We start from the raw sequence: 22,435 nt of genomic DNA on the forward strand, positions 1-22,435 counted from the left end.
TGTGAAGTTCGCTATAGCGAATGTGCCGGTAGTCATTGGGAGATAGCGCATGGGGGATGGGAGATAGCCGAACCGGCTCTTGCTAATTCCTGGCTCCTATCCGCTACCTTCTATCCCCGCCCCGCCCGACACGACGACGGACAGACCACGCCCATGACTTCGATCGCCCGCACCGCCCCGCTCGCCCTGTCGCTGGCCCTGGCCGCCGCGACCGCCGCGGCGGCGGCCGCCACGCCCGCAACGCCCGCCGCCAAGGGCCGCACCCTGCAGCAGATCCTCGATGCCAGCCAGCCCTTCGACTGGCGCGCGCTCGACCCGCGCAACACGATCTACCTGGAACTCGAACGCGGCCGCGCGGTGATCGAACTCGCGCCGCAGTTCGCGCCCGAGCACGTCGCCAACATCCGCGCGCTGGCGCACAACGGTTATTGGAACGGCCTGAGCGTCAACCGCTCGCAGGACAACTACGTGGTCCAGTGGGGCGACCCGGAAGAGGACGCGGCCAAACGCAAGCCGCTCGGCCCCGGCGCCAAGGACAAGCTGCCGGCCGAGTTCGCGCGCAAGAGCGCCGGCCTGAAGATGACCGTGCTGCCCGACACCGACGGCTGGGCGAAGCAGGCCGGTTTCGTCGACGGCTTCCCGGCCGCGCGCGATTCCGCCACCGGTTCGAGCTGGCTGGCGCACTGCTACGGCACCGTCGGCGCCGGCCGCGACATGGCCGCCGATTCCAGCAACGGCAGCGAGCTGTACGTGGTGATCGGCCAGTCGCCGCGCCACCTGGACCGCAACATCACCACCGTCGGCCGGGTCGTGCAGGGCATGGAACTGCTGTCGGTGCTGCCGCGCGGCACCGGCGCGCTGGGCTTCTACGAGAAACCCTCCGAGCGCGCGCCGATCGTCTCGATCGCGCTGGCGGCCGACCTGCCCGAAGCGCAGCGCGCCAAACTCGAAGTGCTGCGCACCGACACGCCGCTGTTCGCCGAGCTGGTGGAAGCACGGCGCAACCGCCGCGACGACTGGTACCTGCAGCCGGCCGGGCACATCAACCTGTGCAACATGCCGCTGCCGGTACGCGAGAAGAAGGGCTGACGCAGTAGCGCGAGGGCCTTGCTCTGGTAGCGAGGCCTTGCTCTGCGAGAGAGGCTAAGGCCCGATGCTTTCGCTTCTGTGGGAGGGCCTTCAAGCCCGATGCCTTCGCTTTTGTGGGAGGGCCTTCAGGCCCGATGCCTTTCGCTCAGATCGCGGCGACCTGAAACAAGAGCATCGGGCCTGAAGGCCCTCCCACAAAAACAAGAGCATCCAGCTTCAAGGCTCTCCCACCAAAACAAGAGCATCGAGCTTCAAGGCTCTCCCAGCAAAAACAAGAGCCTCGGGCTGAAGGTCGCACACAACAGCAACAGCATCGGGCAGGCAAGCCCTGCTACTTGCCGACCCGCCCCAGCACCTGATGCTGGAACAAACACATCCGCACCACGTCGTGATAGCGCCCGTCGGTGAAGAACTCGTCCACCAGTACGCCTTCGCGCTGGAACCCAGCGTCCTCGTAGATGCGGATCGCGCGGGTGTTGTCCACGTCCACCAGCAGGTACAGCTTGTACAGGTTCAACACCCGGAACGCGTAGTTGATCGCCAGCCGCGTCGCCAGCCGCGCGTGGCCGCGGCGCTGGTGTTCGGGCGAGATCATGATCAGGAATTCGGCGCGCCGGTGCAGGTGGTCGATCTCGACCAGTTCGACCAGCCCGATCCGCTCCATCGCGCCGTCCTGGATGATGAAGCGGCGCTCGGACTGGTCGTGGATGTGCTTGCGGTACAGCTCTTCGAGCTCGACGAAGGACTCGTACGGTTCCTCGAACCAGTAGCCCATCACGCTGCGGTTGTTGTTGAGCACGTGGATGAAATGCAGGTCGCCGCGTTCCAGCGGGCGCAGGGTGAGGCCGCCGGGAGCGGCGGCGGCGCTGGCGGAGGACTCGTCGATGGGGGTGCCGGTCATGCCCGCTACCCTACTCCGTCCCGATGCAGCCGGTGTGACTTCGCGCAACGCGCTGTGACGCCGTGCGCGCGCTCGGCGACGGCCGCCGGAAGCGCCGCCGTCGCGCTGCATTCACGCGGATTTAGCCGCCCGCTGCCTAGCCTCCAGGCATCCCCGCGACCCAGGTGTCCGCCATGCCACTGCTTCGATTGCGTATCACCGGCAACGACGACGACGCGCGCGCGATCGGCAATCTGCTCATCAGCCTCGACGGCATCGAGCGCGTCGAGGAAGTCGCCGACCTGATGCCGCACATGGACGATGCCGACTCCAGTTCCGCCGGCCTGCCCGACGATACCGGCCCCGGCGTGCACGAGCTGGAGATCGACGCGCCCAACGCCGCCACCGCGAACAAGGTGCGCGAGGCGGTGGAAGCGCTGGCGTTCGACCTGGACGTGCTGGTCGAGTTCGAGGCCGAAGAAGAGCGCTGAGCGCGCGCCGGCGCCGGGCGCGCCCGGCGTCCGGCCCGCGCCCGGCCGCGCTCAGCCGCCGGCCGCCTTGCGCCGCGCCCGCCGCGCGCGCAGGAACTTCAGCAACAGCCACAGGAACGCGCCGCCGACGATGCCCAGCGGCAGCAGCACCGCCAGGGCGCGGATCAGGAAGGCGACCACCGCCGCGACGATGCCGCCGAAGTCGCGCACCGCCTCGCCGATCTCGCTGCTGCGTTCCTGGCCCAGGGTGCTGCCGAACTCGAAGTTGATCAGCTGGGTCGAGATGCGGCGTTGCTGCTGCGCGGCTTCCTGTTCGGCCGCCTGCAGCTGCGATTCGATCTCGGCGATGCGCTCGGACAAGGTCAGCACGTCGGCCATCTTCAGGTCGCGCCGCTCCTGGAATTCGAGCAGGCGCGCGTGTTCGCGGCTCAGGCGGTCGCGGCGCATCGAGTTGTCGCGCACGGCCGTCGCCAAGTCCTCGGCCTGGATGCCGCGCTCGGCGATCTGGTCGCCCTGCCCGGCCAGCGCGATCAACGGCTCCACGCCTTGCGGCACCACCCGCACCTGCAGGCTGGCCGAGGGCGAATCGCCGCCGCTCTGGTTCATGCCCAGCACCGCGCACGGGCCGAACTTGCCGCCGGTGCAGGCGTCCTGCACCGCCTTGGCGCGGGCGGCGATCTTGTCGTCGGACAGGCGCACGCGCACTCGGTGTTCGTAGGCCAGCAGCACGCCGAGGTCGGCCTTGGCCTGATCGCCGCCGCCGGCGGCGGGCGCTTCGGATGCCGCCGCGGCCTGGTCGCTCGTCGCCGCCGCTTCGGGCGCGTGCTTGGCGCAGCCCAACGCCGCCGCGGCCAGCGCCGCCGCCAACAGCCAGCGCATCGCCGGCGCGGATTTGCCCGGGATCCGCATCTTCGCTTGCTCCATGTTCCGTCTCCATCGCCGTCTTGGCTGGCGGCACTATGCCATCGCGACGCGGGTCGGCGCATCCGCCGATCGCACCGCATCGAACGCGCGAACTCGCGGCGCGGGGTCGCCAAGGCGCGCCGGAACCTGCACACGCAAACCTGCACGCCCAAACGTTTCCATGCAAACGTGCCCACGCAAACGCGCCGGCGTCAGCGCGCGCGCCTGAGCGCGCTCACCCAAACGCGTTCGCCGGCTCGCCCAAGCCGGGCCGGCGAGCAACGCGCGCGAACGAAAACGGGCGGGAGCCGCAGCCCCCGCCCGTTCGTCGAACATCGCCGCGCCGCGGCTCAGAACTTGTACTTCACCCCCACCGTGACGAAGCGGCCGAGCGCGTCGTACTGGGTGATGTCGTACGGCAGCGCGCCGCCGGCCGGATCGAACGGCGGCGCCTTGTCGGCGAGGTTCTGCACCGAGGCGTACAGCGTGGTGTCGCGCAGGCCCTCAAAGCCGACGTACAGATCGAACTGGTGGTAATCGTCGACCTTGCCGCGCAGGCCCGGGTTGCTGCGCGCATCGACCACCTTCTGGCCGTAGCCGCCGATGTAGCGCCACGACAGCTGCGCGTTCCAGTCGCCGCGGTTCCAGGCCAGCGAGGTGATGCCGCGCCACTTCGGCAGCGCCCCGAACAGGTTGTTGCCGGCGCCGTCCTGCTTGGCCTGCCCCGCCACCAGCGGCTGCTCGTAGCTCAGCAAGCGGGTCCAGGTGCCGTCCAGGGTCCAGCTGTCGTCGCCGGCGCGCCAGACCTTGCGCCCTTCCACGTCGAAGCCGGTCGTGGTCAACGTGCCCTGGTTGGAATAGCGGTTCTCCACCAGTTGCAGGCGGCCCTGCGCGTCGCGGGTGATGCGGCCCGGGTTGGCGTCCGGGTTGGAGACCACGAACTGCACGTTGTCCGGCGCGATCAGGTCGTCCTGGCGGATGCGGTACAGGTCGATGCCCAGGCTGGTGTCGGCGTCCGGCGCCCACAGCAGGCCGAGGTTGACGTTGCTGGAGCGCTCGGCCTTCAGGTTGGAATTGCCGGCGCGCAGGATGGTCACGCCGCGCGAGGCGCCGGGCTGGACCGGATCGAAGGGATCGATCACCGAGCCGTAGCTGATCGTGGTGCTCTGCGCGATCTCCGGCAGCGACGGGGCGCGGAAGCCGCGCGAGGCGTTCAGCCGCAGCAGGAAGTCGTCGCTGAGCTGCCAGCGCACGCCGAGCTTGGGCGAGAACGCGCTGCCGAAGTCGCTGTAGTGGTCGCCGCGGCCGGCGAGCTGCACTTCCACTTGCTCCCACGGCTTGAGGCTGAACTCGAAGAACGCGGCGGCGACGCGGCGGTCGCCGTCGATGAGGTTGATCGCCGGACGCAGCTCGGTGCCCGACAGCACCTGCGGGCTGGTGCGCGCGTCCTGCGCTTCGTCGCGGAACTCCACGCCCGCGGCCACGCCGACGTCGCCGGCGCGCCACTGGAACGGGAAGCCGGAGATCTTGCCGCTGAGCGTGCTGAGCCGGTACGTGCCGGGGCGGCGCGTGGACAGGCGCAGCGCGTCGAGCGCGCCGGGCGTGCGCGAGGGGTTGAGGAAGTCGTAGCTGCCGTCGGCCAGCACCTGCTCGAACGCATAGCGGTCGAGGAAGTTGCGCACGTATTCGCGCTGGCGACTTTCCGAATGGCTGGCGGCGACCTCCCAGTCCCACACCTCGCCGTTGCCGCGCAGGCCGACCAGCGCGCGCGAGAACTGCGACTTGTTGATCTTGTAGCGCGCGCCCAGGTCGAGGAAGGAATACTCGAACGGGGTCGGCGTCGCGTTGGGATTGTTCGGATGGCCGACCGGCAGCACCGCCGGGATGTCGACCAGGCGGCCGGTGCCGCGGTCGTACGCGCGCAGGCCGGCGCCGACCGTCATCGGCGCGCTGAAGTAGGCGCCGTTGTGGCTGGTGCTGTAGAGGATCTCGGCGAAGCCCTGCACGCTGTCGCTGAGGCGCACGTCGCCGGCGACCAGCGCCTGATAGCGCTCCACGTCCGGGATCAGGGTGCGGAACGGCTGGGTGTTGAAGGCGCAGGCGTTGCCCGGCAGCGGGCTGCCGAAGTCGCTGTAGGGGCGCGACTGGGTGCCCGGCTGGCAGGCGAACGCGACCGGCGCGCGCGGGTTGCTCAGGAACGCGCCGCCCTGGGTGGACCAGCCGGCCAGGCGGCCGCCGGGTTCGGAGCGGTAGTCGCCGCTCTTGGTCAGGTCGCGCTCGTCGGCGTTGAGCTGGCCGCGCTGGAACACGTCCAGGCTGAAACGCAGGCTGTAGCCGTCCTTGGCCGGGTCGCCGCGGCCGGCGCGCAGGCCGATGCTGTGCTGGTCGATGCCGCCTTCGGTGGCCGCGCCGTAGGACGCGTCGAGTTCGACGCCTTCGATCTTGCGGCGCAGGATCAGATTGACCACGCCGGCGATGGCGTCGGAGCCGTACAGCGCCGAGGCGCCGTCCTTGAGGATTTCGACCCGTTCGATCGCGCCCAGCGGCAGCGCGTTGAGATCGACGAAGTTGTCCTGGGTGCCCTGGGCGAAACCGTACGAGGCCACGCGGTAGCCGTTGACCAGCACCAGGGTGTTCTTCTGGCTCAGCCCGCGCAGCGAGACGCCGGCCGAACCGTTGGCGAAGCTGCCGGTGTACTGCTCGTTGAAGCTGTTGCCGCTGTTGACGGTGAGGCTGCGCAGCAGGTCGGACACGGTGACCTTGCCGCTCTTCTCGATCTGCACGCGGTCGAGCACCAGCACCGGATTGACCCCGGCCTCGTCGCTGCGCTTGAGGTTGCTGCCGGTGACCTGGACCGCGTCGAGGGTGACGCCGGGGCCGGCGGCATCGGCCGCATCGGCGGCGGCCCCGTCGTCGGCGGCGGCCGCGTCGGCGGCCCGCGCCAGCGGCGCGGCCAGGGCCAGCGGCGCGGCCAGGGCCAGCGGCGCGGCCAGGGCCAGGGCGAGCGCCAGCGGCAGGCGTCGGTAACGCGCTTCGGGATTGCGGACGGCGTGGGACATGGAGGTTTCCTGCAAGACGTGGGAGAGGGGAGGCGAAGCGAATGACAAAGCGCGAAGAAAAAGCCGGCCCGCGACGGCGCACGGCCGCCGACGCTGCGCGCTGCGCAGCGCGGTCGTTGGGAGGGGAGAGAGACGAATGCGGCGCAAGCCGCAGGTCGCCCGCCGCGCGGGTCGGTAGAAAGAGTCGGCAGGCTCGGCCGGCGGTCGCTCGTCTAGCGCGCCAGCCTCACCCGCCCGCTACAGGCCGCGCGCATTCGAGCGGGCGGTGCGCGGAACGCTGCGTGGAAAGGGCGGCGGCGTGCGGACGTGCGGCGATACATGGCGAGGCAACCTGGACGATCTGCGGGAGCGAACGGAACGGGCGAGCGGCGTGCGCGGGGCGCGGCGGTCTCAGCGCCGACACATCGCCATGCGACACCCGCCGGAAACGCGGCGGCTGGCGGACGGCAGGACGGTCGGGCGGTGTGCGTTCACGGCGGCGGATTCGGTTGCGGAGGAAGGTCGCGGCCGGGGCCGGCGACGGGGCTTATGTTGCATCGCGATAAAGCGATGTCAATCGAAGCGGCGGCGCGGATTGGCGAAAATATCGCCAGCGGCGGGACTGCCGGCCATGCATCGCGAACCGCCCTGTTCAGTCGCGAAGCCCGCCGCACAAGGCGATCGCAGCCGCAGCGGCCGCCCGCGCCGGCACGCGCCCACGCCACGCCGCGCATGAGGGCATTCCGTATGGTTATGAAACCTGGGCCCGTCGAAGCCGCGAAACCGGACTGCCGACACGGCAACTGCGCAAAGAGCACGCATACCACCTGCTTCCCGCTGCGTCATCGCGCCCCCAGGCGCCGAACTCGCCCCGAACGCCCGACCCGCCCCCCTGATCCGTCATTCCGGCGCAAGCCGGAACCCATTTTGCTGTCGCTCCGAGCCCCGGACGCCCGCGGCGGGATCCAGCGGGATCAAAGATCAAGCAGGATCAAAATGGGTTCCGGCGTTCGCCGGAATGACGCACTAGCCAGGCGCGCTGCCCCCGGCCAGGTCCGCGCGCCTCGTCCCGCAGCAGCCACAGCCCACGCCGCTCCCCCTAAGCCCAGGCGGCCCCATCGCTTTGCCTCCCCTGCCGGTTGCCTTGACCCCACCCACCCCGCCGCCGCGCCCCGACCAATGACCCATGCAGCCGGTCATGGCCATGCCCTATCCTGCGCGCCAACCGGCCCCGCGCCGTCCTACTGCCCCGAGATGCCCATGCGTCCGCTGCGCCCTTCGCCGCTCGTCCTCGCCCTCTCCGCCGCCCTGCTCGCCCTGGCCATGACCGCCTGCAAGCCGCACGACACCGCCGCCCCGGCCGCGCCCGCCGCCGCCGCGCCGGCCGCCGCCAGCGCCGCCGATCCGGCCGTGGACGCCGCCTTCGCCGCGCTGTCCAAGCGCTGGCTCGACGGCTTCATGAAGCTCAACCCGGTCGGCGCGACCCAGATCGGCGATCACCGCTACGACGGCGAAATCGACGACCTCAGCGCCGCCGGCCGCCAGGCCCAGCTCGACTTCAACAAGAAGCTGCTCGGCGAACTCGACGCGATCGACGCGGCCAGGCTCTCGCGCGAGAACCAGGTCGACGCGCTGATCCTGCGCAACCGCCTGCAAGCGGACGTGTGGAACCTGCAGACCCTGCAGAGCTGGGCCTGGGACCCGCAGGTCTACAGCGGCCTGGCCGGCGACGCGATCTACAACCTGATGGCGCGCGACTTCGCGCCGATGCCGCAGCGGCTGGTCTCGGCGACCGCGCGCATGGAGAAGATCCCGCAGGTGTTCGCCCAGGCCCGCGCCAACCTCGATCCGGCGCGGGTGCCGAAGATCCACGCCGAGACCGTGGCCAAGCAGAACGCCGGCGTGCTGAGCCTGATCGACACCTTCATCGCGCCCAACGCCGGCCAGCTCAGCGGCGCGCAGCGCAAGCGCCTGGACGCCGCCGTCGCCGGCCTGCGCAAGGCCGTGGCCGAACAGCAGGCCTGGCTGGACAAGACCCTGGTGCCCAACGCCCGCGGCAACTTCCGCATCGGCCAGACCCTGTACGACGAGAAGCTCAAGTTCTCGCTGAACTCCTCGCTGTCGCGCGCGCAGATCATGCAGCGCGCGCAGGCCGAGCTGGCGCGCGTGCGCGGCGAGATGTACGCGATCGCGGTCCAGCAGCTCAAGGACAAGCCCAACGCGCCGGCGCTGCCGGACAAGCCGACGCCCGAGCAGCAGCAGACCGCGATCGAAGCGGCGCTGGAACTGGCCTACGCCGAAAAAGCGCCGCGCGACAAGGTCGTCGATTTCGCCAAGCAGACGCTGGCCCAGGCCACCGAGTTCACCCGCGCCAAGAACCTGGTGACCGTGCCCGACGCGCCGGTCAAGGTGATCCTGATGCCGGAATTCCAGCGCGGCGTCGCGCTGGCGTATTGCGACTCGCCCGGCCCGCTCGACAAGGGGCTGGACACGTACTACGCGATCTCGCCGATCCCGGACGACTGGAACGACCAGCAAGTGGATTCGTTCCTGCGCGAATACAACACGCGCATGATCCACCTGTTGTCGATCCACGAGGCCATGCCGGGCCATTACCTGGAAGGCGCGCACTCGGCCAAGGCGCCGTCGACCCTGCGCGCGGTGCTGCGCTCGGGCGTGTTCGCCGAAGGCTGGGCGGTGTACACCGAGGACCTGATGGCCGACTCGGGCTATCTCGACAACGACCCGCTGTTCCGTCTGGTCCAGCTCAAGTTCTACCTGCGCAGCATCGGCAACGCGATCCTCGACCAGGGCGTGCAGGTCGAGGACTGGAGCCGCGAGCAGGCCATGGACTTCATGGTCAAGCAGACCTTCCAGCAGGAGCGCGAAGCCGCCGGCAAGTGGGTGCGCGCGCAGTTGACCTCGGCGCAGCTGCCGACCTATTTCGTCGGCGCGCAGGAGCATTTCGACATGCGCCGCGCGGTGGAGGAAAAGCTCGGCCCGAAGTTCGAGATCAAGGCCTACCACGACCAGGTGCTGTCCTACGGCGCGCCGCCGGTGCGGTTCGTGCGCGAACTGATGCTGGACGAGCCGATTCGCTGAAGGCGGCTTACGATTCGAACGCAAAAGGCGCGGGGTTCCCCGCGCCTTTTTGCGTTTCCGCGCCCCGCCCGAAGCCCCTGTAGGAGCGACGCGAGTCGCGACCGCGCCGACACAACCACGACGCAAGCCGCAGCCGCTCACGAGACATCGCGCACGACGGTGGTTTCGCCGCGAACGCGCCCGAGCGCTTTCCGCGCAATCTTCATCATTCCGACAAAGGCTGCCCCCCTCAAACCTGTCATTCCGGCGAAAGCCGGAATCCATTTTGATCTTGCTCCGAGGCGGAAGAGGCCCCCGCAAGAGCAACGGCAAAATGGGCTCCGGCTTTCGCCGGAATGACGGCGAGAGGGGGCGGATGCGGTCTCAATAGGCGAGGCCCGCCGCAGCCGCGTTGTCGCGGTCGCGGCTTGCGCCGCTCCTGCAGGGAAGGATCGAAGCCGCGTGGAAAGCCGGGACCACGCAGCTTCGCAGCGCTCACCCGAACACCGCGCGCGCCGAGCCGAACGCCTCGAACAGGTCCTGCACCTCGCCGCAGCCGCCCGCGTCGTAGCCCGGCAGCTTGCCCAGTTCGGCGCGAAACCGTTCGCTGCGCAGGATCGCCAGCACCTCGCCCAACGCCGGCGAATCCAGGGTGCTTTCGCGCGCCAGGAAGAAGTAGTGCTCGCTGGCGATCGGCACGAACTCCAGCCCGTAGCGCCGCGCCGGGGTCTCCAGGCCGAAGCCGGCGTCGGCCATGCCGCTGGCGACATAGGCCGCGACCGCGGCGTGGGTGAGTTCGTCGATGCCGCAGCCGCGCACCTCGTGGATCGACAGGCCCTGCCGCGCCAGCATCCGTTCCAGCAGCAGGCGCGCGCCGGAGCCGGGCTGGCGGTGGATGAAACGCACGTCGCTGCGCAGCAGGTCGGCCAAGGCCCCGATGCGCTTGGGATTGCCCGGCGCGAGGATCAGGCCGATCCGGCGCGTGGCCAGATGCAGCACGCGGTCGCCGTGCGGGTCGATGCGCCCGGCGTAATGGGCGAGGATGTCGCGCTCGAATTCGCCGATCGGCAGGTGCACGCCGGCCAGATCGCAGGCGCCGGCGCGCAGCGCATCGAGCGCTTCGCCGGGGCTGCGGTATTTCAGGTCGACCGCAGCGTCGGCCTCGTCGAGGAAACGGCGCAGGGTCTCGACCGCGAAGCCATGCGCGGCGTGCACGCGCGGCGGCGCGGCCTGCGCGCTGAGCGCGCGGCCGAGTTCGACTTCCACCTCCGAGGCCAGGCTGTCCAGGGTCGGCGCCAGCCGCGCGGCGATGCGCTGCTCGGCCCACACCAGCCGCTCGCCGAGCGCGCTCAGGCGCGCGCCGCGGCCGCGCGCCATGCGCAGCAGCGGCGCGCCGAACAAGGCCTGCGACTGCTGCAACAGGCCCCAGGCGTAGCGGTACGACAGCCCCGCTCGGCGACAGGCCGCGGCCAGCGAACCGGTCGCGTGCACGCCCTGCAGCAACTCGATCAGCTTGCCCGGCAGCGGCTGCCCATCGGCGGCGTGCAGCGTCCACCTGGGTTGGATCTGGACCTTGAACATGACCGACCTCGCACGGTTTCGGCGCCTTCGCGCACGCCTGTTCCATTCAGGCATCACACGGAAGCCTCAATCGGCTTTTCATAGCCGATTATTAGACTACTCATCGATATACGGCCACGTCCGCACTGGGTTAGCCTGCGTCCGCGACCAGGGCCTCACCCCCACTTTATGTCCTGGACAGCCTATTTGCAGTGGTCATACCAGAGGGGTCCGCATGTCCAGCCAAAGCGCGGCGATCGCCGCATCGCAACCGGCCACGGAAGGCTTGCTGTCGAAAGAACGCATCGTCGCCAAACCCGGTTTCAACCGCTGGCTGGTGCCGCCGGCCGCGCTCGCGATCCACCTGTGCATCGGCATGGCCTACGGCTTCAGCGTGTTCTGGCTGCCGCTGTCGAAAGCCGTCGGCATCGAGCAACCGCTGGAATGCGCGGCCGACATGGGCTTCTTCGCGCGCATGGTCGCCACCGGTTGCGACTGGAAAGTCAGTTCGCTGGGCTGGATGTACACCTTGTTCTTCGTCCTGCTGGGCTGCTCGGCGGCGCTGTGGGGCGGCTGGCTCGAACGCGCCGGCCCGCGCAAGGCCGGCGTGGTCTCGGCGCTGTGCTGGTGCGGCGGGCTGGTGATCTCGGCCATCGGCATCAAGACCCACCAGATCTGGCTGCTGTGGCTGGGCTCGGGGGTGATCGGCGGCATCGGCCTCGGGCTCGGCTACATCTCGCCGGTGTCGACGCTGATCAAGTGGTTCCCCGACCGCCGCGGCATGGCCACCGGCATGGCGATCATGGGCTTCGGCGGCGGCGCGATGATCGGCAGCCCGCTCGCCGACGCGTTGATGAAGCGCTTCGCCACGCCCGATTCGGTCGGCGTGTTCGAAACCTTCCTGGTCCTGGCCGCGGGCTATTTCGTGTTCATGATGGCCGGCGCGTTCGGCTACCGGGTGCCGCCCAGCGGCTGGCAGCCGGCCGGCTGGACGCCGCCGCCGGCCAAGGACAACGCGATGATCACCCAACAGCACGTGCACGCCAGCAAGGTCTGGGGCATCCCGCAGTTCTGGCTGCTGTGGGGCGTGCTGTGCCTCAACGTTTCCGCCGGCATCGGCGTGATCGGCATGGCCTCGCCGATGCTGCAGGAAGTGTTCGGCGGCAGGCTGATCGGCGTGGACGGCGGGATCAAGTCGCTCGGCGAGGACCAGCTCAAGGCGATCGCCGCGATCGCCGCGGGTTTCACCGGCCTGCTGAGCCTGTTCAACATCGCCGGCCGCTTCTTCTGGGCCTCGGCCTCGGATTACCTGGGCCGCAAGCTGACCTACGTGGTGTTCTTCGTGCTCGGCTTCGTGCTGTACGCCTCCGCGCCGTCGGCCGGCAGCGCCGGCAGCATCGCCGCGTTCGTGGCGATCTGCTGCGTGATCGTGTCGATGTACGGCGGCGGCTTCGCGACCGTGCCGGCGTATCTGGCCGACCTGTTCGGCACCCAGATGGTCGGCGCGATCCACGGCCGCCTGCTGACCGCCTGGGCCACCGCCGGCATCCTCGGGCCGGTGGTGGTCAACTATATGCGCGACTATCAGCTCGGCCTGGGCCTGCCGCCTTCGCAGGTCTACAACACCACCATGTATATCCTGGCGGCGATGCTGGTGCTGGGGCTGCTGTGCAACCTCGCGGTGCGGCCGATCGCGCAGAAGCACTTCATGACGCCGGAGGAACTGGCGCGCGAAAAAGCCCTCGCCCACGAGAAGACCGGCCGCAACGGCGAGGCCGCCTACAGCGCCGAGCAGATGGCCTTGATCGGCCGCGGCGGCAACCCGGCGCTGGTGCTGGCGGCCTGGGCCGCGGTCGGCGTGCCGCTGGCCTGGGGCATGTGGGTGACGCTGCAGAAAGCCTTCGTGCTGTTGCACTGACGGCCGAACCGATGAGCGAGCGATGAGCGCGAAACCGTCCTTGTCCGAACCGCAGGCCGCGCCCGGCGACGGCGCCGTGCGCCGGCGCGTGCGCCGGCTGCGCGACGGCGAGCTGCGCGTGGCGATGGACGCGGTCGCCGCCGAGGTGCCGGTGGCACTGGCCTACAACGACGAACCGTTCGCGGTGATGCTGGGCACGCCGCAGGACATCGCCGATTTCGCGCTCGGCTTCTCGCTCAGCGAGGGCATCGTCGGCGCGCCCGGCGAGCTCGCGATCGAGGACATCGCCACCTCGCTGGAAGGCATCAGCGTGAGCCTGCGGGTGCCGCCCGCGCGCGCCGCCGCGCTGCAGTCGCGCCGGCGCAACCTGCAAGGACGCAGCGGCTGCGGCGTGTGCGGCACCGAAAGCATCGAAGCGGTGCTGCGGCCGCCGCCGCGGGTCGGCGACGGCCCGCGCATCGCCGCGAGCGCGCTGCAGCGCGCGCTGCGCGAACTGCGCCGCAGCCAGCCGCTCAACGCGCTGACCGGCGCCACCCACGCCGCCGGCTGGGCCGACGCCGACGGCGCGCTGCGCTTCGTGCGCGAGGACGTCGGCCGCCACAACGCGCTCGACAAGCTGATCGGCGCGATGGCCCTGGCCGGCGCCGATCCGCAGCGCGGCGTGTGCGTGGTCACCAGCCGCGCCAGCTACGAGATGGCGATGAAGGCCGCCCAGGCCGGCATCGCCGTGCTCGCCGCGATCTCGGCGCCGACCGCGCTGGCGATCGCGTTGGCCGAAACCTCCGGCCTGACCCTGATCGGCTTCGCCCGCGACGACGGGCATGCCGTCTACACCCATCCGCAGCGGCTGCTGGAAGACGGCGACGACGCCGTCGCCGCGCCGCGCGCCACGGATACGAACCGATGAGCCGGCTTTCATGAGCGACAAGAACCCGATCCGCCGCTACGACGGCCCCGCCGGCGGCTGGGGCGCGCTGCGCAGCGTCGCCAAGCACCTGATCGAGCAGGACGTGCCGGTCAGCGGCGCGCGCACCCTGCTCTCGGCCAACCAGCCCGACGGCTTCGACTGCCCCGGCTGCGCCTGGCCCGACCGCGACCACACCTCGACCTTCGAGTTCTGCGAGAACGGCGCCAAGGCCGTCGCCGCGGAAGCGACCAAGCACCGCGCCACGCCGGAACTGTTCGCCGAACACACCGTCGCCGAACTGGCGCGCTACAGCGATTACTGGCTGGAAAACCAGGGCCGCCTGACCCACCCGATGCGCTGGGACGCGGCCAGCGACAAGTACCTGCCGATCGCCTGGGACGAAGCCTTCGCCCGCATCGGCGAACACCTGCGCGCGCTGGCCTCGCCGGACGAAGCGCTGTTCTACACCTCCGGCCGCTGCAGCAACGAGGCCGCGTTCCTGTACCAATTGTTCGTGCGCGAGTTCGGCACCAACAACTTCCCCGACTGCTCGAACATGTGCCACGAGCCGTCGGGCACCGCCATGAAGGCGCAGATCGGCGTCGGCAAGGGCACGGTGCAGTTGCGCGACTTCGAGCTGGCGCAGGCGATCTTCATCTTCGGCCAGAACCCCGGCACCAATCACCCGCGCATGCTCGGCGAGCTGCGCCAGGCCGCCAAGCGCGGCGCCGCGATCGTCTCGTTCAATCCGCTGCGCGAGCGCGGGCTGGAGAAATTCGCCGATCCGCAGGACAAGCTGGAGATGCTGCACAACGGCTCCACCCGCATTTCCTCGGACTACTTCCAGCTGCGCATCGGCGGCGACCTCGCCGCGGTCAAGGGCATGATCAAGCGGGTGCTGGAGCTCGACGCGCAAGCGCAGCGCGACGGCGCGGCGCGGGTGATCGACACCGCCTTCATCGCCGAACACACCCAGGGCTTCGACGCGTTCGCCGCAGAAGTGGCGGCCGAATCCTGGGACACGATCGTCGCCGAGTCGGGCCTGAGCCAGGACGAGATCGAACGCGCCGGCGACATCTACGCGCAATCCGACAGCGTCATCTGCTGCTGGGGCATGGGCATCACCCAGCACAAGCACTCGGTCGCGACGATCCACATGATCGTCAACCTGTTGCTGCTGCGCGGCAATATCGGCCGCCCCGGCGCCGGCGCCTGCCCGGTGCGCGGCCACAGCAACGTGCAGGGCGACCGCACCATGGGCATCTACGAGAAGCCCTCGCCGGCCTTCCTCGACCGCCTGCGCGACGTGTTCGGCTTCGAACCGCCGCGCCACCACGGCCACGACACCGTCGGCGCGATCCAGGCCATGCTCGAAGGGCGCTGCAAGACCTTCTTCGGCCTCGGCGGCAACTTCGCCACCGCCACCCCCGATACCGAGGCCACCCATCGCGCGCTGCGCCGCTGCGACCTCACCGTGCACGTCACCACCAAGCTCAACCGCAGCCACCTGGTGCATGGGCGCGACGCGTACATCCTGCCGTGCCTGGGCCGCACCGAGATCGACCTGCAGGCCGCCGGCGCGCAAGGGGTGACGGTCGAGGATTCGATGAGCATGGTCCACCTGTCGTCGGGCATCAACGCGCCGGCGGCGCCGCAGCTGCTGTCGGAACCGGCGATCGTCGCGCGCCTGGCCCACGCCACCCTCGGCGAACGCAGCAGGATCGACTGGCTCGACCTGATCGGCGACTACGACCGCATCCGCGACCTGATCGCCGCGGTGTTCGACGACTTCCACGACTTCAACGCACGCGTGCGCGTGCCCGGCGGCTTCCATCTGCCCAACGCCGCCGCCGAGCGGCGCTGGATCAACCCGCAGGGCAAGGCGCTGTTCAAGGCCCACGCGGTGCCGACCGACCTGCCGGTGCATCGCGCCCGCGCCAGCCGCGAGCAGCCGGTGTTCACCCTGGCCACCACCCGTTCGCACGACCAGTACAACACCACGATCTACGGCATGAACGACCGCTACCGCGGCGTGTTCGGCGAGCGCCGGGTGTTGTTCATCCACGCCGACGACATCGCCGCGCTCGGCATGAAGGCCGGCGACTGGGTCGACCTGGAGAGCCTGTGCGACGACGGCGTCAAGCGCACCGCCGCGCGCTTTCTGCTGGTCGAATACAACATCCCGCGCGGCTGCCTGGCCGCGTACTACCCCGAGACCAATTCGCTGGTGCCGCTGTCGAGCTTCGCCGACGAAGCGCGCACGCCGACCTCCAAGTCGATCCCGGTGATCGTGCATCCGCACGTGCCGGCGCGCGGGCGCGAGCTGCAATCGGCCAAGGACATCGGCCTTGTCCGCGTCGACTGAGCCGCTGCTGGCGCTGCTCGCCCAGCACCCCGACGGCCTGTCGCTGCCGCGCGTGTGCAAGCGCCTGGGCCTGCGCATGAGCGTGTTGCTGCGCGAGTTGGCCTGGCTCGGCGAGGAGGCCATCGGCGACACTCCGGGGCCGGGCTGGGTGCGGGTGGAAGAACGCGGCGAGACCCGCGTGGCGGTGTTGACCGAACGGGGGCGCGCGCGGCTGGCCGCGGCTTGCGAAGCCCCGCACTGAGCCGATGCGGATCGCGGCCGCAACGCGCGCCGCATTCGCCCGCCACCGCGCAAAAGAAAACCCCGGCGTCGCCGCCGGGGTTCTCGCTGCAAGACCGGTTCGACCCGGCCCGCCGCTTACAGCGCCTTGGCCGCCTTCACCGCGGCGTCGGCGTTGACGATGCCCGCGCCGATCGGCTTGGCGCCCGGCGAGACCGGGAAGGCACGCGCGGTGTTCTTCAGCAGGGTGCGCATCTGTTCCTGAGTCAGCGGCGTGCGCGCCACCGACTGCACCAGCGCGGCGACGCCGGCGACGTGCGGCGTCGCCATCGAAGTGCCGTCGTAGGCCTTGTAGGCTTCGGTGGTCGGCCCGCGCAAGCCGTTGTTGACGGTGGACAGGATGCCCGAGCCGGGCGCGGCGATGTCCACTCCCGGACCGAAGTTGGAGAAGCTGGAACGGCCGCCGGACGAGGTGGTCGCGCCGACCGAGATGACCGTACCGCAGTTGGTCATGGTGTAGCCGACCGGCTGGCCGTCGCTGTTGACCGCCGTGCTCGCGTTGGCGTCGTCGTTGCCCGCCGCCACGATCACGATGCTGCCGCGCTGGGCCGCGCCGACGATGGCGTTCTTGTAGCTCTGCGGACAGGCTCCCGGCGCCGAGCCGCCCAGGCTCATGTTGATGACGTCGGCCGGGTTGGGATTGGCGGGGACGCCCGGCACCGCGCCGCCGGAGGCCCAGGTGATCGCGTCGGCGATGTCCGAGGAGAAACCGCCGCAGCGGCCGAGCACGCGCACCGGCACGACCTTGGCCGCCGGCGCCGTGCCCGCCACGCCCTTGGCGTTGTTGGTGACCGCTGCCACGGTGCCGGCGACGTGGGTGCCGTGCCAGGACGAGTTGCCGGTCCGGCATGCGTTGGGGTTGTCGTTCCAGTCGCCCGGATCGGCCGGATTGGCGTCGCGGGCGTTGCCGTCGGCGGCGATGAAGAACGCGCCGAACTGCTGCGCTTCGGCCCCGCTCAGGGCGCTGATGAAGTCGTAACCGCCGACCAAATTGCCGTTGAGGTCGCTGTGCGAAGCGATGCCGGTGTCGATCACCGCCACCACGGTGCCGGCGCCGCGCGCGAGGTCCCAGGCGGTGGTCGCGCGGATACCGCCGGCGCCGCTGCCGAAACCGAACTGTTCGCGGAAACGCGAGTCGTTAGGCGTCCAGTACGGCACCATGCGCATGTCGTTCTCCACCGACTCGACATTGGGATCGGCGGCGATCGTATGCAGCAGCGCGGTCGCTTCCGCGCGGCTCAGCGGACGCGGGCTGACCACCACGTCGGACCCGGTGGCGGTGCGGCGCAGGCGCTGCAGCGTGTTCAGCCCGAGCGCCGAGGCGGCGTTGCCGAGCGAACGCTCGAGCGCGGCGGCGTCGCGACGCGGCGCGGTCCCGGAGCGATAAGTGACGACGAAGCGCCCGAACGAACGGCTGCCGTCCTCGAGCGAGGCCAGATTGGCCTTGCCGCCGGCGTACGCCGGCGCGAACGCGCACGCGCCCAGGACGAGCGCGGTGGCCAGGGAAAGTGCGTTGGAACGCGGGTGACGATTACCCATAGTGCGATTGACCCCAATGTGATGATCGGGAAATCCCGAATGCGGCCGACGTGCCAGGGGCCCGGATATCGGAGCGCATCTCCGAGGTTCCGCGCGGCCCGGCCTCGACCTCCGCGCCGTTTCTTGGGCGCTCGATAATCACTAACGCGGCCGTGCGGAGGCCGCCCTATTGGGACATGTCCGAAATCACGCTCGCGCGCGCGGCGCGGCGCGCGCACTGGGGAAACGCAAGGTGCGGCGCCGCGGCGTCGGCACCGACGCGTTCGGCGGCGCTCGCGCGGTATCGGCGCGATCCGCTACAAAACGGCGCGCCGCGGCATGGCATCGGCGAGCGCGCCGCGTTCGCAGGATCAGAACGAACGCCCGTCGATCTTGACGATCTTCACCTCGCCCAGATCCACGTCCTGCAGGCAACGCGCATTGATCGCGACCATCGGCGCGCCGTCGGGCATCTTGCCCTCGCTGAACGGCGCGATGCCGCACTGGGTGCAGAAGTGATGGTCGATGGCGTGCTTGTTGAACCGGTAGGTGGCGACGTCGGCGCGGTCGGTCTTCAACTCGAACGCGTCCGCCGGCACGAACCACAGCAGGCCGCCGCGGCGGCTGCACATCGAGCAATTGCAGTCGTAGGCTTCCTTGAGTTCGCCCTGCACTTCGTAAGCGATCGCGCCGCAATGGCAACTGCCGGAATAACTGGCCATCCGATTCCTCCCGCCGCGGCGCGGCACCGTGAAGATGCCAGGATAGTCCCGCCGCGCTATGCTCGTCGCCTGCGTTTTGTCACGTCACGGGCGCCTCGCGCGCACCCCGCCGCACAGGAGTTGCGATGAACGCTTTGGCCGGCAGCACCATCATTCCGTGTCTGCGCTACCGCGATGCGCACGCCGCCATCGACTGGCTGTGCCGCGCGTTCGGGTTCGAGAAACACGCGGTCTACGCCGACGGCGCCATCGTCCACCACGCCCAGCTGACCTATGGGCCGGGCATGATCATGCTCGGCTCGGTCGATCCGGACAACGAAAGCGAGTGGTCGCGGCGCATCGTCCAACCCGATGAGATCGGCGGGCGCGAAACTCAGGCCTGTTGCGTGTTGGTCGGCGACGCCGACGAGCACGCCGCGCGCGCCCGCGCCGCCGGGGCGCAGATCGTGGTCGATGTCGCCGATCAGGACTACGGCGGCCGCGCCTATACCTGCCGCGACCTGGAAGGCCGGCTGTGGTGGTTCGGCACCTACAACCCCTGGAACCTATGAGCAAGCGCAACGACTCCATGCCCGCCGCCGGCGATCTGTTCGGCGCGCCCGTGCCGGCGAAGAAAGCGCCGCCCAAGCCGAGCCAGCCCGCCGGCGACGATCCGCTGGCCGGCGCGGCCGGCGTCGAGGCGATCGACGGCATCCGCTGCGGCATCGGCGGCTGGACCTACGCGCCGTGGCGCGACAACTTCTACCCGCCCAAGCTGGTGCAGCGGCGCGAGCTGGAATACGCCAGCCGCCAGCTCAGCAGCATCGAGATCAACGGCACTTTCTACAGCGCGCAGAAGCCCGCCACCTACGCCAAGTGGGCGGCGCAGACGCCGGAAACCTTCGCGTTCTCGCTCAAGGCGCCGGGCCGGGTCACCCAGGCCGGCGCCCTGGCCAAGGCGAGCGCGCAGGCGCGCGCCTTCATCGACGGCGGCCTGGCCGAATTCGGCGAACGGCTCGGCCCGATCCTGTGGCAACTGGCGCCGAGCCGCCGCTTCGATGCCGACGACCTCGCGCCGTTCCTCGACGCGCTGCCGCGCACGCTCGACGGCCGCGCGCTCAAGCACGTGCTGGAAGTGCGCCATCCCAGCTTCCTGTCGCCGCAATACCTGCAGTTCGCGCGCGAGCGGCGCATCGCCACGGTGTTCACCGACTCGGACGAATACCCGTCGCTGGCCGACATCACCGGCGATTTCGTCTACGCGCGGCTGATGCGCTCGCGCGCGGAAGTCGCCACGGGCTATCCCGACGACGAACTCGACGACTGGGCGCGGCGCGCGCGGGCGTGGGCGCGCGGCGAGGACAATCCCGAGCTGCCGCACGTCGCCGCACCGACGCCGGCGGCCGCGGCGCGCGAGGTGTTCGTGTACTTCATCAGCGCCGCCAAGCACCGCAACCCGGCGGCGGCGATGCGGCTGATCGGCAAGTTGCGCGGCGACTGAAACGCGGTCGACTGGAGGGTGCCCTTCGCTGCGATGCGGCGCGGCGCGGCGACCTGAGCGAACAGCGTCGGGGCTGAAGCCCCTCCCACATCCGCCGTGGGAGGGCCTTCAGGCCCGATGCCCTTCGCTCCGATGCGACGCGGCGACCTGAGCGAACAGCATCGGGGCTGAAGCCCTCCCACCGAGCCCGCCGTGGGAGGGCCTTCAGGCCCGATGCCTTTCGCTCCGATGCGGCACGGCGACCTGAGCGAACAGCGTCGGGGCTGAAGCCCCTCCCACTGCACCCTGTCGCCACCATTGTGGGAGGGCCTTCAGGCCCGACGCCCTTCGTTCCGATGCGACACGGCAACCTGAGCGAGCAGCATCGGGGCTGAAGCCCCTCCCACTGTCCCCTGCCGCTGCCGTTGTGGGAGGGCCTTCAGGCCCGACGCTTCTCGATCCGCAGCTACGAACCCGCCGCATCGGCCCCGAACGCCCTCCCCTCGCGCCGGCTCAATACGCCAGCGTGAACCGCTTACGCGAATGCGCCGGCTGTTCGAGTTCGTCGATCAGCGCCACCGCGTAGTCCTGCACCGAGATCTTGCTCTCGCCCGCGGCATCGACCAGCAACTGGTCGCCGCCGAGGCGGAAGCGGCCGGTGCGCTCGCCCGGCACCAGGTGCGCGGCCGGCGACAGGAAGGTCCAGTCCAGTTCGCGCTCCTCGCGCAGGGTCTTGAGCACGCTGCGCATGGCCTCGGCGCCGGCGCGGTATTCGTCGGGAAAGCCGGGCTGGTCGAGCACCTGCTGGCCCGGCGCCACCTCCAGGCTGCCGGCGCCGCCGACCACCAGCAGGCGCGGCACCCCGGCCTGCTTGGCCGCGGCGACGATCTGGCCGTAGCCGGCGACGGTGTCGGCGCCGAGGTTCGGGTTCTGCCAGCCGCCGGCGTTGAACGAGGCGATGACCGCGTCGGCGCCGCGCAGCGCCGCGGCCAGCGCGGCCGGGTCGTCGCCGCCGACGTTCGCGGCGCGCGCGGTCAGGCCGGCGTGGGCCGGCAGCGAGTCGGTGTTGCGGGCCACGGCGGTGACGCGGTGGCCGCGGTTCAGGGCTTCTTCGAGCACGGCGCGGCCGACGTAGCCGGTGGCGCCGATAAGGACGATGTTCATGCGGAACTCCCGTGGGTCTGAGGACGGGATATAGTCTGTGCGCTAATAGGTCCGCCGATAATCCGGCCCCGGAGACTAGGACCATGAAGCTGGACTTCACGATAGACCGCCTCAAGCGCATGGCCGTGTTCGCCCGCGTGGTCGAGTTGGGCTCGATGAGCGCGGCCGCGCGCGAGCTGGACATGACCCCCTCGGCGGTCAGCCAGCAACTGCGCCAGCTCGAGGCCGAGACCGGCGCCGCCCTGCTCCATCGCTCGACCCGCAAACTCAGCACCACCGAAATCGGCCAGGCCTACTACGAGGACTGCGCGGCGATGCTGCACGCCGCGCGCGCGGCCGAACGGCACCTGGGCGACCTGCGCGAAGAACCGCGCGGCGAGCTGCGCATCGCCGTGCCGGTCGGCTTCGCCCAGCACCTGGCGCCGGCGCTGGCGCCGCTGCTGCGCGCGCATCCGGCGCTGGCGCTGCGGATCTTCGCCGACGACCGCCAGATCGACCTGATCGGCGAGCGCATCGACCTGGCGATCCGGGTCGGCCGGCTGCTGGATTCGAACCTGGTCGCGCGGCGCCTGGCCGAGTGGCGGCACCTACTGGTGGCCTCGACCGAATATGCGCGCGAGCACGGCCTGCCGCGTTCGCCCGAGGAACTGGCCGAGCACCCGATGCTGATCCTGAGCGTGATCAACCAGCCCGAATACGTCGAACTGTTCCGCGACGGCGAACCGTCGCGGCGGGTGCGGGTGAGCGGGCGCATCGTCGCCAACAACTCGCGCGTGGTCGGGCAGATGATGCTGCAGGGCCTGGGCATCGTGCGCCTGCCCGAGCCCGACGCGATGCCGCTGGTGGCCGACGGCCGCGCGGTGCTGGTGCTGCCGCAGTGGCGGATGCCGGCGCTGGGCGTGTTCGCGGTGACCGCGCAGCGCGAACCGCAGCCGGCGAAGGTGCGATTGGCGATCGCGGCGTTGCAGGACTATCTGCAGCGCTGAGGTTCGGCTTCGGCCGAGACAAAGGCGTCGGGCCTGAAGGCCCTCCCACAAAAGCCGTGGCTCTTGTGGGAGGGC

General features: G+C 70.2%; 19 protein-coding genes. 11 read left to right on the forward strand and 8 right to left on the reverse strand.

Annotated features, from left to right (window positions below; genetic code table 11):
* Positions 1-153: 153 nt before the first annotated feature.
* Together RDV84_RS24965 and RDV84_RS27175 are read left to right on the forward strand one after the other, a co-directional pair.
* On the forward strand, positions 154-1,089 hold the full coding sequence (locus RDV84_RS24965; protein WP_309151987.1) for a peptidylprolyl isomerase: 936 nt from the start codon (positions 154-156) through the stop codon (positions 1,087-1,089).
* A gap of 113 nt (positions 1,090-1,202) precedes the next feature.
* The gene (locus RDV84_RS27175; protein ID WP_354520814.1) at positions 1,203-1,253 is read left to right on the forward strand and encodes a DUF6053 domain-containing protein; all 51 of its coding nucleotides are present in this window, start codon (positions 1,203-1,205) and stop codon (positions 1,251-1,253) included.
* Here the strand turns inward: RDV84_RS27175 and RDV84_RS27180 are convergent.
* Together RDV84_RS27180 and speG are read right to left on the reverse strand one after the other, a co-directional pair.
* Positions 1,235-1,387, reverse strand: coding sequence for a DUF6053 domain-containing protein (locus RDV84_RS27180; protein ID WP_425608187.1), 153 nt, complete (start codon positions 1,385-1,387; stop codon positions 1,235-1,237). The genes RDV84_RS27175 and RDV84_RS27180 overlap by 19 nt on opposite strands.
* A gap of 33 nt (positions 1,388-1,420) precedes the next feature.
* Positions 1,421-1,990 carry a spermidine N1-acetyltransferase gene (gene speG, locus RDV84_RS24970; RefSeq protein WP_309151988.1) on the reverse strand — a complete coding sequence of 190 codons (570 nt, stop codon included), beginning with the start codon at positions 1,988-1,990 and terminating at the stop codon, positions 1,421-1,423.
* A 173-nt stretch (positions 1,991-2,163) separates the two neighbouring features.
* On the opposite strand from speG, the gene RDV84_RS24975 reads away from it, so the two are divergent.
* Positions 2,164-2,460, forward strand: a complete 297-nt coding sequence (locus RDV84_RS24975; RefSeq protein WP_309151989.1) for a hypothetical protein — start codon at positions 2,164-2,166, stop codon at positions 2,458-2,460.
* A gap of 51 nt (positions 2,461-2,511) precedes the next feature.
* Here the strand turns inward: RDV84_RS24975 and RDV84_RS24980 are convergent, their stop codons facing one another.
* Both RDV84_RS24980 and RDV84_RS24985 read right to left on the reverse strand, forming a co-directional pair.
* Positions 2,512-3,384: a DUF4349 domain-containing protein gene (locus tag RDV84_RS24980; RefSeq protein WP_057946767.1), complete on the reverse strand. Its 873-nt coding sequence runs from the start codon at positions 3,382-3,384 to the stop codon at positions 2,512-2,514.
* Positions 3,385-3,713: 329 nt separating this feature from the next.
* Entirely contained in the window at positions 3,714-6,422 is a 2,709-nt protein-coding gene (locus RDV84_RS24985) for a TonB-dependent receptor (RefSeq protein WP_309151990.1), read from the reverse strand.
* 1,248 nt (positions 6,423-7,670) lie between these two features.
* Here RDV84_RS24985 and RDV84_RS24990 point away from each other — a divergent pair.
* Positions 7,671-9,503, forward strand: a complete 1,833-nt coding sequence (locus RDV84_RS24990; RefSeq protein WP_425606342.1) for a DUF885 domain-containing protein — start codon at positions 7,671-7,673, stop codon at positions 9,501-9,503.
* A gap of 474 nt (positions 9,504-9,977) precedes the next feature.
* On the opposite strand, the gene RDV84_RS24995 is transcribed toward RDV84_RS24990, so the two are convergent.
* Positions 9,978-11,063 carry a substrate-binding domain-containing protein gene (locus RDV84_RS24995; RefSeq protein ID WP_309151991.1) on the reverse strand — a complete coding sequence of 362 codons (1,086 nt, stop codon included), beginning with the start codon at positions 11,061-11,063 and terminating at the stop codon, positions 9,978-9,980.
* Between the two features lie 214 nt (positions 11,064-11,277).
* Here RDV84_RS24995 and RDV84_RS25000 point away from each other — a divergent pair, with 214 nt between their 5' ends.
* The 4 genes from RDV84_RS25000 to RDV84_RS25015 are packed head-to-tail and all read left to right on the forward strand — an operon-like array spanning position 11,278 to position 16,473.
* Positions 11,278-12,960, forward strand: coding sequence for an OFA family MFS transporter (locus tag RDV84_RS25000; RefSeq protein WP_078997323.1), 1,683 nt, complete (start codon positions 11,278-11,280; stop codon positions 12,958-12,960).
* Positions 12,961-12,982: 22 nt separating this feature from the next.
* Positions 12,983-13,867: a formate dehydrogenase accessory sulfurtransferase FdhD gene (gene fdhD / locus RDV84_RS25005; protein ID WP_425606185.1), complete on the forward strand. Its 885-nt coding sequence runs from the start codon at positions 12,983-12,985 to the stop codon at positions 13,865-13,867.
* A gap of 10 nt (positions 13,868-13,877) precedes the next feature.
* Positions 13,878-16,232 (forward strand): FdhF/YdeP family oxidoreductase, encoded by a 2,355-nt coding sequence (locus RDV84_RS25010; RefSeq protein ID WP_309151992.1) that lies wholly within the window; start codon positions 13,878-13,880, stop codon positions 16,230-16,232.
* Positions 16,216-16,473, forward strand: a complete 258-nt coding sequence (locus RDV84_RS25015; RefSeq protein WP_309151993.1) for a hypothetical protein — start codon at positions 16,216-16,218, stop codon at positions 16,471-16,473. Before RDV84_RS25010 ends, RDV84_RS25015 begins: the two co-directional genes overlap by 17 nt.
* 116 nt (positions 16,474-16,589) lie before the next feature.
* Here the strand turns inward: RDV84_RS25015 and RDV84_RS25020 are convergent, their stop codons facing one another.
* Both RDV84_RS25020 and RDV84_RS25025 read right to left on the reverse strand, forming a co-directional pair.
* Positions 16,590-18,050: a S8 family peptidase gene (locus RDV84_RS25020; protein WP_309151994.1), complete on the reverse strand. Its 1,461-nt coding sequence runs from the start codon at positions 18,048-18,050 to the stop codon at positions 16,590-16,592.
* Between the two features lie 350 nt (positions 18,051-18,400).
* Positions 18,401-18,751: a GFA family protein gene (locus tag RDV84_RS25025; protein WP_309151995.1), complete on the reverse strand. Its 351-nt coding sequence runs from the start codon at positions 18,749-18,751 to the stop codon at positions 18,401-18,403.
* A 125-nt stretch (positions 18,752-18,876) separates the two neighbouring features.
* On the opposite strand from RDV84_RS25025, the gene RDV84_RS25030 reads away from it, so the two are divergent.
* Together RDV84_RS25030 and RDV84_RS25035 are read left to right on the forward strand one after the other, a co-directional pair.
* The gene (locus RDV84_RS25030; protein ID WP_057946759.1) at positions 18,877-19,302 is read left to right on the forward strand and encodes a VOC family protein; all 426 of its coding nucleotides are present in this window, start codon (positions 18,877-18,879) and stop codon (positions 19,300-19,302) included.
* Positions 19,299-20,231: a DUF72 domain-containing protein gene (locus RDV84_RS25035; protein ID WP_309151996.1), complete on the forward strand. Its 933-nt coding sequence runs from the start codon at positions 19,299-19,301 to the stop codon at positions 20,229-20,231. Before RDV84_RS25030 ends, RDV84_RS25035 begins: the two co-directional genes overlap by 4 nt.
* 492 nt (positions 20,232-20,723) lie before the next feature.
* Here RDV84_RS25035 and RDV84_RS25040 read toward each other — a convergent pair whose 3' ends face one another.
* A complete protein-coding gene (locus RDV84_RS25040) occupies positions 20,724-21,374 on the reverse strand; it encodes an NAD(P)-dependent oxidoreductase (RefSeq protein WP_309151997.1) in 651 nt (216 codons plus the stop codon).
* A gap of 83 nt (positions 21,375-21,457) precedes the next feature.
* Between RDV84_RS25040 and RDV84_RS25045 the strand changes: the two genes are divergently transcribed.
* On the forward strand, positions 21,458-22,360 hold the full coding sequence (locus RDV84_RS25045; protein WP_309151998.1) for a LysR family transcriptional regulator: 903 nt from the start codon (positions 21,458-21,460) through the stop codon (positions 22,358-22,360).
* The last annotated feature ends 75 nt before the right edge of the window (positions 22,361-22,435 follow it).

This window comes from Lysobacter yananisis (assembly GCF_031199375.1).
GTDB lineage: Bacteria > Pseudomonadota > Gammaproteobacteria > Xanthomonadales > Xanthomonadaceae > Lysobacter > Lysobacter yananisis.

Bases quoted from the DNA above. Each gene is read 5' to 3' on its own strand.
- RDV84_RS25040 (WP_309151997.1), bottom strand. From the start codon at position 21,374: ATGAACATCGTCCTTATCGGCGCCACCGGCTACGTCGGCCGCGCCGTG.
- RDV84_RS24975 (WP_309151989.1), top strand. From the start codon at position 2,164: ATGCCACTGCTTCGATTGCGTATCACCGGCAACGACGACGACGCGCGC.
- RDV84_RS25020 (WP_309151994.1), bottom strand. From the start codon at position 18,050: ATGGGTAATCGTCACCCGCGTTCCAACGCACTTTCCCTGGCCACCGCG.
- RDV84_RS25035 (WP_309151996.1), top strand. From the start codon at position 19,299: ATGAGCAAGCGCAACGACTCCATGCCCGCCGCCGGCGATCTGTTCGGC.
- RDV84_RS25030 (WP_057946759.1), top strand. From the start codon at position 18,877: ATGAACGCTTTGGCCGGCAGCACCATCATTCCGTGTCTGCGCTACCGC.
- RDV84_RS24995 (WP_309151991.1), bottom strand. From the start codon at position 11,063: ATGTTCAAGGTCCAGATCCAACCCAGGTGGACGCTGCACGCCGCCGAT.
- RDV84_RS25000 (WP_078997323.1), top strand. From the start codon at position 11,278: ATGTCCAGCCAAAGCGCGGCGATCGCCGCATCGCAACCGGCCACGGAA.
- RDV84_RS24980 (WP_057946767.1), bottom strand. From the start codon at position 3,384: ATGGAGCAAGCGAAGATGCGGATCCCGGGCAAATCCGCGCCGGCGATG.
- fdhD (WP_425606185.1), top strand. From the start codon at position 12,983: ATGAGCGCGAAACCGTCCTTGTCCGAACCGCAGGCCGCGCCCGGCGAC.
- RDV84_RS25025 (WP_309151995.1), bottom strand. From the start codon at position 18,751: ATGGCCAGTTATTCCGGCAGTTGCCATTGCGGCGCGATCGCTTACGAA.
- RDV84_RS24965 (WP_309151987.1), top strand. From the start codon at position 154: ATGACTTCGATCGCCCGCACCGCCCCGCTCGCCCTGTCGCTGGCCCTG.
- RDV84_RS25010 (WP_309151992.1), top strand. From the start codon at position 13,878: ATGAGCGACAAGAACCCGATCCGCCGCTACGACGGCCCCGCCGGCGGC.
- RDV84_RS24985 (WP_309151990.1), bottom strand. From the start codon at position 6,422: ATGTCCCACGCCGTCCGCAATCCCGAAGCGCGTTACCGACGCCTGCCG.
- RDV84_RS25045 (WP_309151998.1), top strand. From the start codon at position 21,458: ATGAAGCTGGACTTCACGATAGACCGCCTCAAGCGCATGGCCGTGTTC.
- speG (WP_309151988.1), bottom strand. From the start codon at position 1,990: ATGACCGGCACCCCCATCGACGAGTCCTCCGCCAGCGCCGCCGCCGCT.